7 protein-coding genes are annotated in these 12,361 nt (G+C 73.8%); 3 read left to right on the top strand and 4 right to left on the bottom strand.

Annotated features, from left to right (window positions below; translation table 11 throughout):
- Nucleotides 1–21 precede the first annotated feature (21 nt).
- From ACFC1F_RS27635 to ACFC1F_RS27620, 4 genes are all read right to left on the bottom strand, one after another.
- Nucleotides 22–1,743: a class I adenylate-forming enzyme family protein gene (locus tag ACFC1F_RS27635; RefSeq protein ID WP_376162267.1), complete on the bottom strand. Its 1,722-nt coding sequence runs from the start codon at nucleotides 1,741–1,743 to the stop codon at nucleotides 22–24.
- A gap of 293 nt (nucleotides 1,744–2,036) precedes the next feature.
- The gene (locus ACFC1F_RS27630) at nucleotides 2,037–3,524 is read right to left on the bottom strand and encodes a flavin monoamine oxidase family protein (RefSeq protein WP_376162265.1); all 1,488 of its coding nucleotides are present in this window, start codon (nucleotides 3,522–3,524) and stop codon (nucleotides 2,037–2,039) included.
- Complete coding sequence (locus ACFC1F_RS27625; RefSeq protein WP_209416709.1) at nucleotides 3,521–3,763, bottom strand: phosphopantetheine-binding protein; 243 nt, start codon at nucleotides 3,761–3,763, stop codon at nucleotides 3,521–3,523. Before ACFC1F_RS27625 ends, ACFC1F_RS27630 begins: the two co-directional genes overlap by 4 nt.
- Before the next feature lie 223 nt (nucleotides 3,764–3,986).
- Nucleotides 3,987–5,666, bottom strand: coding sequence for an AMP-binding protein (locus ACFC1F_RS27620; protein ID WP_376162263.1), 1,680 nt, complete (start codon nucleotides 5,664–5,666; stop codon nucleotides 3,987–3,989).
- A gap of 733 nt (nucleotides 5,667–6,399) precedes the next feature.
- Here ACFC1F_RS27620 and ACFC1F_RS27615 point away from each other — a divergent pair.
- The 3 genes from ACFC1F_RS27615 to ACFC1F_RS27605 all read left to right on the top strand — a co-directional run bounded on the left by ACFC1F_RS27615 (nucleotide 6,400) and on the right by ACFC1F_RS27605 (nucleotide 12,359).
- Entirely contained in the window at nucleotides 6,400–6,873 is a 474-nt protein-coding gene (locus ACFC1F_RS27615; protein WP_376162261.1) for a hypothetical protein, read from the top strand.
- Complete coding sequence (locus ACFC1F_RS27610; RefSeq protein ID WP_376162259.1) at nucleotides 6,870–10,916, top strand: tetratricopeptide repeat protein; 4,047 nt, start codon at nucleotides 6,870–6,872, stop codon at nucleotides 10,914–10,916. Before ACFC1F_RS27615 ends, ACFC1F_RS27610 begins: the two co-directional genes overlap by 4 nt.
- Before the next feature lie 516 nt (nucleotides 10,917–11,432).
- Nucleotides 11,433–12,359: an NADP-dependent oxidoreductase gene (locus ACFC1F_RS27605; protein ID WP_376162289.1), complete on the top strand. Its 927-nt coding sequence runs from the start codon at nucleotides 11,433–11,435 to the stop codon at nucleotides 12,357–12,359.
- Nucleotides 12,360–12,361: the final 2 nt, after the last annotated feature.

The following is a 12,361-nucleotide window of genomic DNA, read 5'->3' as shown; positions in this document are numbered from 1 at the left end:
ACGGGGTGGTCCATCCCGGCGCTACTGGCCGGAGAAGAGGGTGGCGAAGCGGGTGCGCAGCTCGCGCTTGAGCACCTTGCCGGTGGGCCCGAGCGGGAACTCCTCCGCCGTACGGGCGATCCGGACGGCGGCAAGCGCGGCCAGACCGGCGCCGGCGAGCGCCTTGTTGGCGGCCTCCAGGACGTCCTCGGCCCGTACGTCCTCGGCCTCCGCCTGCAACTGGACGACCGCGACGGGCAGTTGACCCTCGCCGGCCGTTCCGGGCACGCCGACGACGGAGCAGTCCCGCACCAGGTCGGCGCAGTCGGCGAGCAGCACCTCCTCGATCAGCAGGCTGTAGACCGGGCCGGAGGTGGTGTCGATGACGTCCACCGTGCGGTCGAGGTGGTAGAACCGGCCCTCGGTGTCGCGGCGGGCGACGTCCCCGGTCAGCCAGTAGCCGGCCAGCTCGAAGCTGCTGGTGAGCCGGGCGTTGTTCCAGTAGCCGGGCGTGCGGGACGGCGTGTCCACAGCGAGCAGCCCGACCACTCCGTCCGGGACCTCCCCTCCGTCCGCGTCCAGCACCGCGGCCCGGCGCACCACCTCCAGCGGCATGCCGACACAGCGGTCGTCCCGGGTGCTCTCCGGCGTGGTCACCTGGCCGAACAGCGCCATGCCCATCTCGGAGGAGCCCAATCCGTCGACGAACTGCGAACCGGGGAGGGCGGGTTGCTCGGCCTTCTCGCTCGGCAGCAGCCAGGGCCTGATCAGGCCGGCCGGGCGCTCGCCCAGCCGGACCAGCCGGCGGATGTGCCCGTAGTGCGCGCTGTCACCGGTGTTGAACCAGGAGTGCACCTTGGCGGCGCCCTTCACCGGCAGCTCCCCGGTGGCGAGTTCGACGAAGGTGCGCGGGAAGGAGGCCACCATGGTCGGCCGGAACGCCTCCATCACCGGCTCGACCACCGAGCGCCGCCAGTCGGCCATGACCACGGTCGGCAGGCCGAGCAGGGTCGCGGTGAGGAAGTAGCTCAGGCCGCCCGCGTGGGTGTGCGGCATCAGCGACATCAACCGGTCGTACGGCTCGGCCGGGAACCGCACCATGCGCGGCTGCTTGCCGTCCCAGAACTGGCGGTGCCCCAGCATCGTCGACTTGGGCGTGCCCGTGGTGCCGGAGGAGTGGATCAGCGCGACCACGTCGTCCGCCGCGTGCCGGTACGGGTACACCTCGGGGAGCCCGCCGGAGGCGTCCGCGTCGAAGGCCTGTACCTCGGCGGCCAGCGCGAGGAAACGGGGCCGGCGCTGCGGGTCCTGGCGGTAGGCGGCGGCCAGCCGGGTTGTGTCGTCCGCGACCACGCCCACCACACCCACGTGGTTGAGGTAGCGGACCATCACGTCGTGCCGCATCGCGTCGTTGACCAGGGCCGGGACGGCCCCCAGCGCGGTCAGCGCGAGGAAGTGCAGCAGCGGCTCCAGTCCCTCGCCGATCACCACGGCCACCGGCTCGCCGGGGCGCACGCCGTTGGCGTGGTACCAGGCGGCGTACCGGTCGCGCAGGGCGGCGAGGTCGAGCAGGCTGTGGCCGCGCAGCACGACGGCGCCGCGGTGGTCGGTGTGGTGGCTGTAGGCGAACGGGACCGCGCGGTGCGGGTTCACCGCGATGGCGTGGTCGAGGAAGTTGCCGGCGCCGAGGTCCGGCTCGGTCATCAGCCGCTCGCGGGCGGCGAGGGGCGCGACGGGGCTCGGCTGGGAACTCTGGTTGCTCATGACGGTCTCCGTGAGGGGGGGTGACCCGCGGCCGGTTCTCGTGGAACGGACGGACGGGCTGGCTGGGCGGTGTGGGAGATCACGTGCTCGGCGGAGAGGTGCGTGCGCCGGCGTTGCCGCGACGTTGCTCCGCCGTCCTGCCGGGGAGGTGTGCGGGCGGGGAGGTGTAGGGCCGGGGAGGTGTACGGCCGGGCGTTGATCGGGCCGGATCCCATGAGGCCGGTCGGTACTCGGGCCGGTCAGCACTCGGGCCGGAAGTGTTCAGGCCGGAAGGTGTTCAGGCCGCGAGCTGCTCAGGCCGGGCGGCCGAGGATCTCCGCGACCACGCGGTGGCCGGAGCGCACCGCACCCTCCAGCAGCCCGAAGTACTCGCTGCTGGTCTCGGTGCCGGCCCAGTGCACCCGGCCGTGCGGGGCGGTCAGTGCGGGCCCGAGCCGCAGCCAGTCGCCAGGACCGAAGAGGGCGGCGTAACAGCCTTTGCTGTAAGGCTCGTTGACCCAGTCGGTGACGTGGAAGCCGATCGGCGCGGGGAGCATCGGGAAGAGCCGGGCGGCCTGCGCGACCGCCTCGGCTCGCTGCTCCGCCGGGCCCAGGGCGGCGAACCGGTGCGCTTCGGCGCCGGTGACGAACCCGGTCAGTACGCCGGCAGGAACACCGGTCCGTACATCGGCGGACTCGCCGGTCGGAGCGCCGGTCCCGGTCGCGGCCGGCGAGTCGTCGACCGTCGAGAGCAGCGGGCCCTCGGCATTGACCGACCAGCCGGAGAGCCCGTGCTCGCGCCAGAGCGGCGTCGGGTAGACCAGGTGGACCTTCACCGCGCAGCCGCGTCCCGTCCGTTCGCCCGAGCGGGGCGTGACCGGTGCGGGGTGCTGTTCGAGGGCGTCGGCGAGCAGCGGCGGCAGTGCGACCACCGCGACGTCCGCCCGGTACTCGCCCAGTGCCGTACGGACGGTGATCCCGTCGTCGTCCTGGCGGACCGCCCGGGCCGGCTCGCCGAGCCGCAGCCGCCCGTGGGGCGAAGCGGCCACCCGGGCGGCCAGCCGTTCGCAGAGCAGGTGCGCGCCGCCGGCCACCCGGTCCTGCTGGGCACCGCCCTCGAAGGCGTTGAGGTACCGCAGGCCGCCGCCCGAGCGGAGGTAGAAGGCCATGTGGAGGACGGAGACGTCGGCCGGGTCGGCAGCCATCATCTCGCCCAGGAAGAGCGGGAAGAAGAGCCTGGCGTCCGGGTGGGACAGCTCCCGCTCGGCCCAGTCGGCGGCCGTCAGGGTGTCCAGCCGCTCCGCGTCCGGGGTGAGCCACGGCGCGTCCGGCCGTACGGCGGCGGTGAGTTCGGCGAGCCGGTCGAAGAGGTCGCCGAGCGCCACGGCGTTGAGCGGCGGGAACCGGCCGCCCCGGGTGACGTGCCCGTCGCCCCCCTCGCCGGAGCTGCCCCCGGCGTTGCCTCCGCCGTTGCCCCCGGTACCACCCTCGGTGCCGCCCCCGGTACCGCCGAGGGCGAAGCGGCTGGCGCCGAGCATCGTGGTCGGCGTGGTGGCGAGGTCCAACTCCTTGAGGAGCGCGCGGAGTTCGGTGTGCCGGTCGCCGAGGTAGGCGGCCCCGGCGTCCACCCAGGCGCCGGCGGACACCTCGATGCCGTGCGTCCGGCCGCCGACCCGGTCCCGCGCCTCCAGCACGGTGACCTGGACTCCGCGGGCCACGAGCCCGGCCGCGGCGACCAGCCCGGCCGTCCCGGCCCCGATGACGACGGCGGTGGTGACGGGACCGCCGATGCGGCCGCTCATCCGACGTTCGCGATCAGCTCGGCGAGGCCGGCCGGCGTCGGTGCGAGCAGGAAGTCCTCGAAGGACAGCTCGACCCCGTAGGTGCGGGCGACGGCGCTCAACACCCGGGTGGCGATCAGGGAGTCGCCGCCGAGGAGGAAGAAGTCCGAGTCCGCCGCGACGGCGGCGTTCTCCAGGACGCGGCGGAAGATCGCCGCCACGCCCTCCGCGTCTGCGGACGTGGTGTCAACGCTGCTCATGAGTGCTCTCCTTTGACCTACGGGTGCGCCTGTGGGGCACCCGGTGATGACCCGCCGAGGGGCCGGTCCGGCCGCGCAGGGCGTGTTCCGCCCACACCCGTCCCGGGGTGCGGCGGCGTTGGGGTACGTGCATCGCCGAGGCCGGGGTGGGCGCCTCACGACCGGACGGCGGGGGGCGTCCTTCCCCCAACACCTCTGGGCAGGAAGGACTTTGACGAAAGACTTAACAGTGGGACGGGACCGGTCCGGGTCCGGGGGCCTGCTCCGAGCCCGGCCCGTCCGTCGAGTAGCGGCGGTGCGAGCCCCCGCGGTCGACCTTGCCGCTCGCGGTGAGCACCAGCTCGGGGACGACGGTGATCAGGCTGGGCACGAGATGGCCGGGGACCCGGCCGCGCAGGTGGGCGCGAACGTCGGCGTCCAGCGCGCCTGCCACGGAGCCCTGGCGCGGGACCACGTAGGCAACCAGGGCCGACCGGCCGGCCAGCGTCGCCCCGGCCACGGCGACCGCGGCGACGCCCGGGTGGCCGGCGATCTCCGCCTCGACCTCGGCCGGGTCGACCCGGATGCCGCGGACCTTCAACTCGCCGTCCACCCTTCCCCGGTGGATCAGCACACCATCCGGCTCGCGACTCACCCGGTCGCCGGTGCGGAACCAGCGAACCCCGTCGGCCACGGTGAACCGCGCCGCCGTGGCCTCCGGCAGCCCGTGGTACCCGAGCGCCACCGCACCCCCGCCGACGAGCAACTCGCCCTGCTCGCCGATCCGTTCCAGGACGTGTGGCAGCGCGCGGCCGATCGGCACCGGGTCACCGGCCGCCCACGGCCGTGCCCGCCCGGGCGCCTGCGGCCCGTGCAGGTCGACGGCATGGGTGATCAACGTGGTCTCGGTGGATCCGTAGGTGTTGAGCAGCCGGATCCGGCCGGTGGCCAGGGCGGCCCAGTCGGCGAGCCGGGCCGGACTGGCCGCCTCGCCGCCGATCACGACCAACCGGACGGAGTCGGGGAGCGTCCGCCGCTCCTCCGCGAGGTGGAGCATCAGCTCGTGCCAGAACGCGGTCGGCAGGTCCAGGACGGTGATCCGCTCGTACTCGACCATCCGCAGGAACCGGGGGAACGAGCCGGAGTGCGCCTCTTCGTCGAGGACGAGAGCTGCGCCCGTGGTGAGCGTCGGAAGGATCTCCTCGAAGCAGGTGTCCCAGTTCAGTGAGGCGAACTGCAGCACCCGGTCGTCCGGTGCCAGCCCGAACAGCTTGCGCAGGGCCCGGACGGACACGGAGATCGCCCGGCGGGGCGTCACGACGGGTTTCGGCTGCCCGGTCGAACCCGACGTGAACAGGAGATAGGCCGGCTGGTCCGGCTCGGCCCGGTGCGACTCGCCCGCCCGTGGCTCGCCCGGCTGCCGCGCGCCCGCTCGCGGATCCGCCGCCGGATCCGCGGTGTCCGGAACCGCTAATCGCGGTAGGCCGACCAGCCTCACGCCCGGGTTGTCCGGATCGGGCCGGCCGTCCGCGCCGTTGGCGGCGGCTGCGACATTGGCCGTGGCGGCGCCCGCGGCGGTGCCCGCGGCGCGGGCCAGTACGGTGCGACAGCCGACCGCCGCCAACATGGCCTGCCGGCGCTCAGGCGGAAAGGCCGGATCGACCGGGCAGTACACGCCGCCGGCCGCCAGCACACCGAGCAGCCCGACCACCGCATCCGGCGTGTGGACCGCCGGAACGGCGACCACCCCCGGGGCGGCGCCGAGCTGTTCGGCCAATGTGCGTACCAACATGTCGAGTTGGCGATAACTCAGGGAGTGTCCATGGTGGACGATCGCCGGTCGTGCGGAAAATCGACTCACGGTTTCCGTGAACGCGTCAATCAAGTCGGAAGTGGCCCCGTGGATGTTGCGGTTATTTGTCATGCCCGCCCCAAAGAATGCCCTGCGAGCCCTTGTCGGTGCTCGGCGAGCCGGGACTCTACCTTCGAACATGCGTAGCCACAATGACTGTTGAGGATGCTGCTTCAAGAACGTGTGGTTGACATGTGAACGAGGCGGGGCTCGCCAGGGCAGGCCCCTGCAACCCCAGCGACTCCATTGAGCAACCGAACGACTCCGAAGAGTGGCGTACATCCGGAACTCCCCCCTCTGCCGTGTGCACCCGATCGGCATGCTCCGGAATTCCCTCGGAATACGGGCGGAGCCCCCTCCGCCGCACGGCACCGGAGACGCTCCGCACCGGAACGGCACCGAAGTCCCCGACGATCACGGGCCCGAGAATCGAACCCACGCCGCCGACCGGCGGAAAGCCCGGCGAAATCCCGTACCGAATCGGCCGGCCAGGAAGAACGTCGACGAACCACAGGAGGGCCCGCCGACGGTCGAACCGCCCAAGGGCCGGCATCGACCACCGGACGGACGCCGGCCCCGGTCGCGCACCGGCCCGACACCGCGCCCACCCGGACGACACAGCCGCAGCACCCTCCACTCCCCCGCGACGCGCGGCGAGCCCACCCCTTCCGGGGCCGCGTGCCCCTTCGCGAGAGCCTGTGACCGCTCCCCGCCCGGCCCCCGAGTCCGCACAACTACTGGTCGCGGCCGGGGAATCGGTGACAGCATGGAGCCCATCGGACGGACACGACGGATCGGCTGAGGCATGCTGGCGGAATCTCTGGTGGCGGTGGCCACCGCCGGGTCGACGGCTCTGGTCGGGGCGATGGCGACCGACGCCTGGCAGACCACCCGAACCGGGGTGTTGCGGCTCTTCGGACGCGGCACTCCCGCCGCAGACGCGGAGAGCGGGCAGGAGACCCCGCCCGGTCCCGGCAGTCACATCGCCTTGGTCGCCGCACAGTTGGACGGTGACGCCGCCCTGGTGGCGCGGGCCGAGGACACGGAGCTGGCCCGGCGCAGCCTGCTGCCCGGCTGGCAGCTGCGGCTCCAGGAACTGCTGCGGGAGCATCCCGAACTCGCGGGCGAGCTGGGCGATCTGACCGAGCGGATGCGGCGCTCGCTGCCCGAGTCCGAGCAGCGGTGGGTCCAGCACGTGGTTGCCCACGACCACTCGCAGGTGTTCGCCGCGCAGGGCGGCAACGTGATCGTCCACCGGGAGCCCGGCGGAACGGAGTGAGCTCCCAGCACGTCACCGCCGCCGGCGGGTTCGCCTACGGGGTGATCGGCGCCGACATCCACGTCTTCGGGGACGGCACGCCGCTGTACGTCCTGGAGAACTGGCAGCCCCCGCCGGAACTCGACGGCTCCTGGTTGCGCGAGCAGCCCAGCCGGATGCTCAACGCCCGTTTCGCCGTCGTCGAGTTCACCGGCCGCGAGCGGGAGATGGTCGAGTTGGGGGCCTGGTGCACGCAGGGCCCGCGCCTGGCGGCCCGTTGGCTGCACGGTCCCGGCGGGCAGGGCAAGACGCGGCTGGCGCACGAGCTGGCGCGAGCACTGCTGGCCCTCGGGTGGACGGTGGTCACCGCCACCGAAGGCCCCGGGAGCGTCCTGCCGCCGCCCGGCAGCCAGGACCTGCGACCGGACGGCTCCACCGGACTGCTTCTCCTCGTCGACTATGCCGACCGCTGGCCGCTGACCTCCCTGACCTGGCTCTTCAGCAATGCACTGCTCCACCGCGCCGACCTGCCGACCCGCATCCTGCTGCTCGCCCGCAGTACGGACTCCTGGCCCGCCCTGCGGGCCTCGCTGGCCAACCAGCAGGTCTCGGCCTCGGACCAGCCACTTCCACCGCTCGACGACGGCGATCCCCCGGGCTCTTCCGCGCCGCCGGGCGGCGGCGCCGGGACCACCGGGGGCCACCACGACGGACGCCGCACCATGTACCGGGCCGCCCTCGACGGATTCGCCGCCCGTTACGGGATCCCGCCGCCCACCGGTGCGGTCGACCTGGAGCATCCGGAGTTCGGGCTGGCCCTGGCCGTGCACATGGCTGCCCTGGTCACGGTCGACGCGTACGCCACCGGCCGGCCGACCCCCGCTCCCCCGGCGGATCCGGCCGGTCTCGCCGGTCGGATCGGGTCGTTCCCGATCGGGTCGTTCCCGATCGGGTCGACCGACGTACCCGGCATGACAAGGACGGCCGGGCTGGCCCTCTACCTCCTGGACCGCGAACAGCTCAACTGGGCACGACTGCACCGGGAGGAGCGCCACGGGCGGATCGGCACCCCGCCCGCGGAGATGAACCGCGCCGTCTTCACCGCCGCCCTCTCCGGCCCCCGTGCCCTCGACTCCGGTACCGCCCTGCTCGACGCGCTGCGCCTCGGTCGCCCGACCGCCGACGTCCTCGCCGACCATGCCGTCTGCTACCCGCCGCCCGACCCCGCGCGCGGTACCGTCCTCGAACCCCTGTACCCCGACCGCCTCGCCGAGGACTTCGTCGCCCTCACCCTGCCCGGCCACCGCGCCTCGTACCCGGCGCAGCGCTGGGCCCCCGAGACCGCCGCCGTGACCACCCGGCACGACGGCCGGCCGGGCCGGGGCATCACCATGCTCGCTGCTGCGGCCGGGCGCTGGCCGCACGTCGGACCGCGCTGCCTCTACCCGCTGCTCGACGAGGATCCCGCCCTGGCTGTGGCCGCCGGTGCTCCCGCCCTGCTGGCGCTCGCCGGACTGCCCTCCATCGAGGACGAGCTGCTGGCGGACGTGCTCGCCTGCGTGCCCGACCCGACCCCGCCCGACCTGGTCGTCGCGTATGCCGTCCTACGGATCCGCCTGCTGGAATACCGGATCGACACGGCTGGGGGCCCGGCGGAGCAGGCCGGCATCCTGGTCAACCACGGCAACGACCTGACCCTTCTCGGCCGCCACGAGGAGGCCGCCCGCGCCGGGCTGCGCGCGGTGCGGGCCTTCGAACGCCTGGCCGCCGACCAACCCGAAACCTACGAAGCCGACGTCGGAAAGTCCCTGACCAACCACGCGAACCAGCTCTCCCGGCTCGGACGGCACCCCGAGGCGGTCGCCGCCCAGGACCGGGTGGTGCGCATCTTCCGCCGCCTCCACACCCGGGATCCGGAGCGGCACGGCCTCGACCTGGCCACCGCGCTCGCCAACCACGCCGTGGTCCTGGAGCGTACCGGGCGGTGGACGGAGGCCCACCAGGCCAATCAGGAGGCGCTCGGCCTCTACCGCCGGCGGGCCGCGGACGACCCCCGGTTCCGTACCGGCCTGGCCGTGGCCCTCACCAACAGCGCCGCCCTGACCTTGCGTGATGCCGGGGAGGAGGCCCGCCACGACGTCCCTGCCCCTCCCACCACAGACGCCCCTACCGACTCCGTCACCCCCGGCGACGGCACCGGACCGGCCTTCGAGGCCGTCCGGACCTGGCGCGAACTGGCCGCCGCCGCCCCCGGACACCACGAGGCCGACCTCGCCATGGCCCTGCTCAACCTCCGCACCCAACTCGCCCACGCCGGACGCCACGACGAGGCCGTCGCCGCCATCGCGGAGTCCGTCGAGCTCTACCGTCGGCTCGCCGACGACAATCCCCTGACCTACCAGCCTCCGCTCGCCACCGCACTCGGCCTGCTGAGAGCCAGCCTCACCGATGCCGGGGACCACGACCACGCCGTCGAGGCGGGCAACGAGTCCGTCGCGGTCTGGCGTCGCCTCGCCGACAAGGATCCCGCCGCCCACCAGACCGGCCTGCTCGGTGGCCTGCACGGTCAGAACGACACCCTGCGCGCCGCGGGCCTGCCCGAGGACCCGGAAGCGCACGCACGCTCCCCACGGGTCCGCCTCGACGACGGGCCCGTCCTGCGCCCCGCCATCACGATCGCGGTACAGGGCTGGGGCGGCACCGGCCCGGCTCTGACCACCCGTGACGACATCCTCCGGACGGCGGAACACCACGCCCGCCGCGGCGACTGGCCCGCCTACTGGGAGGCCGTGTGCCGCTCGTGCCTCACCGACGCCGCCCGGCTCGCCCGTCGCATCCCACGGCGCCGCTGGAACCCCTCGGACGCGGTCGAACGCGACCTCCTGGACACCCTGCGCTCGCTCCCCGGCCGCCGCACCGCCACCCTGCTCGCCGCTGCCGCCGCCGGCGCGACCAGCGCGCTGCCGCCGCGGCTCGACCTCTTCAACGAGGACTACGTCTCCTTCGCTCACGGCCGCCGTACCCTCGCTGTCGCCGCGATCACCGACGACCACCAGGAGGCGATCCAGACCCTCGGCCTCCCGTCCGGCGGGCTGACCACGCTGCACACCGGCCCGCCCAACCACTTCTCGATCGCCTGCATCGACGCCTCCGAGGTCGTCGCCATCCGGCAACCCGACCACGGCGGCCCGACGAACGAACTGGTCCGCCACAGCACCGACGGCACCGCGATCCTCGCCCGGGGAGACGCCGTCGGCGGCGCCCGGGTGGTCGCGACCTCGAACGGCTACGTCGTCGGGCTGCGCCTCGGACCGACCGCCCTGGTCGGCGACGGGCCCGGCCCGCTCCACCCGGACGGCCTGCGCCAGGTCGACCTACGGCCCTGGGGGCTCACCCGCGGCGACCTGATCGCCGTCGACCCCACCGGAGAACGGCTGGTGCTCTGCGACGGCCACGTGCTGGTCGCCACCGACTCCCGGCTGCGACGGCCCCTCGCCGTCGGCGGACCCGTGCAGCCCGACGCGGTCTGCGACCTGGTCTTCGTCGGCCGGCACCGGCTGCTCACCTCCGGGCGGGGAGGCGGGCTGACCCTCTGGCAGTTCCGGGACCACCGCATGCTGCCCGTCCTCCGGCAGGACACGCCGCCGCTGCAACACCTCTTCGCCGTTCCCGAGTGGAACACGGTCGGCGGCAAGGCCCACAGCGAGGGGCGCGTCCACTACCACGACGCACTTACCCTCGCCCCGCGCACCGCCCCACCCGCCCTCACCGGCAGCGAACACCTCACCGTCCTCAACGCCTCACCCGACGGCCGCTTCGTCGCCTACGGAGGACAGCTGGCCGTCGGCGAACCGCGCAGCCGCCGCTCGTTCGACTGGCACAGCCGCGTCCACGACCTCGACCACCCCGGTGCCGTCCTCCAACGCCCGCTCACCGGCCTGCGCCCCGACGCGGTGGAGAACCTCCGCCGCGCCGCCCGCGCGGCCCGCCTCACCGGCGACGCCCGGCTGCTGGAACTCCTCACCCTGGCCCTCGCCCTGGCGAACCGCCCGCCCGGCGACTGACCCACGGCCCGCCTCCGGCAGACGGCGGGCCGGCGGCCGACGTGCTCAGGTGCGGACGGCGGACCGGTGGAGCAGTGCGTTGCCGAACAGCCAGGTCAGATGGGTCGGGAGCCACCGGTCGGCGTAGTCGCTCACCAGCAGGAGGCCGGCGCTGCCGTCGAGGCGCAGTTCCCGACCGCCCTCGCGGGAAGCGGCCTTGCCGTGTCCGGCGCCCGACCCGTTGAGCCGTGTCCGCCGCCGGGCACCCCACCCCGTCCCCACACATCATGCCGCCCGGCCCCGGTCGAGGCGGGCGAACCAATGAGATCGGTCCGGGGCTCGTCACACACCCGTCGTGGCGCCCGGCACGCGGCCGACCGCCTCGACCGTGACGACGTGCTCCGGGTCACAGCGCCGGCCCGGAGGGCATTGCTTGACATATTCAATTATCGAGCTCTACCGTCGAACCTGTTACTTGAGGATATCAACCATCAAGTCAGTGAAAACTTCTTGTCCAGGAACACCGGGAGCACCACCATGAAGGCCATCACCTACCAGCGCTACGGCGGCCCCGACGTCCTGGAGTACGGCACCGTGCCCGAGCCCAAGCTGGGTGCCGACGCCGTCCTGGTCCGGGTCCGGGCCGCCTCGGTCAACCCGGTCGACTGGAAGATCCAGGCCGGCTACCTGGACAGCGTGCTCGACGCCGTCTTCCCCGTCATCCCCGGCTGGGACGTTGCCGGCGTGGTCGAGCAGGTGGGCGTCGGCGTCACCGAGTACGCGCCCGGGGACGAGGTCATCGGCTACGTCCGCGAGGACATGGTCGGCCGCGGCACCTTCGCCGAGTACGTCGCCGCCCCGGTGCGCACCCTGGCCCGCAAGCCCGCCGCCCTCGACTTCGAGCAGGCCGCCGGCCTCCCGCTCGCCGGCCTCACCGCGTACCAGGCCCTGACCGGTGCCCTCGCGGTCAAGCCCGGCGAGACCGTCCTGGTGCACGCCGCGGCCGGCGGCGTCGGCTCGCTGGCCGTCCAGATCGCCCGCGCCCTCGGCGCCCGGGTGATCGGCACCGCCGGCGAGCGCAACCACGACTACCTGCGGACGCTCGGCGCCGAGCCCGTCACGTACGGCGAAGGCCTCGCCGACCGCGTCCGGGGGCTGGCCCCGGAGGGCGTGGACGCCGTGCTCGACCTGATCGGTGGCGAGGCGCTGCAGGCCTCGCCCGCCCTGCTGGCCCCCGGCGGGCGGCTGGCGTCCGTCGCCGACGGCGCGGTCCTGGCCCTCGGCGGGCGCTACGTGTTCGTCCGACCGGACCACGCCGACCTCACCGCGCTCGCCGAGCTCGCCGACAGCGGGGCGCTCACCGTCGAGGTCGCCGCGACCTTCCCGCTGGAACGCGCCGCCGACGCCCAGCACCTGAACGCCGACGGGCACACCCGCGGAAAGATCATCGTCACCGTCCCCTGATC

It is taken from the genome of Kitasatospora sp. NPDC056181 (genome assembly GCF_042266225.1).
GTDB lineage: Bacteria > Actinomycetota > Actinomycetes > Streptomycetales > Streptomycetaceae > Kitasatospora.
Note: the sequence above shows the minus strand (reverse complement) of the source record. Positions and strands in the feature narration are given on the sequence as shown.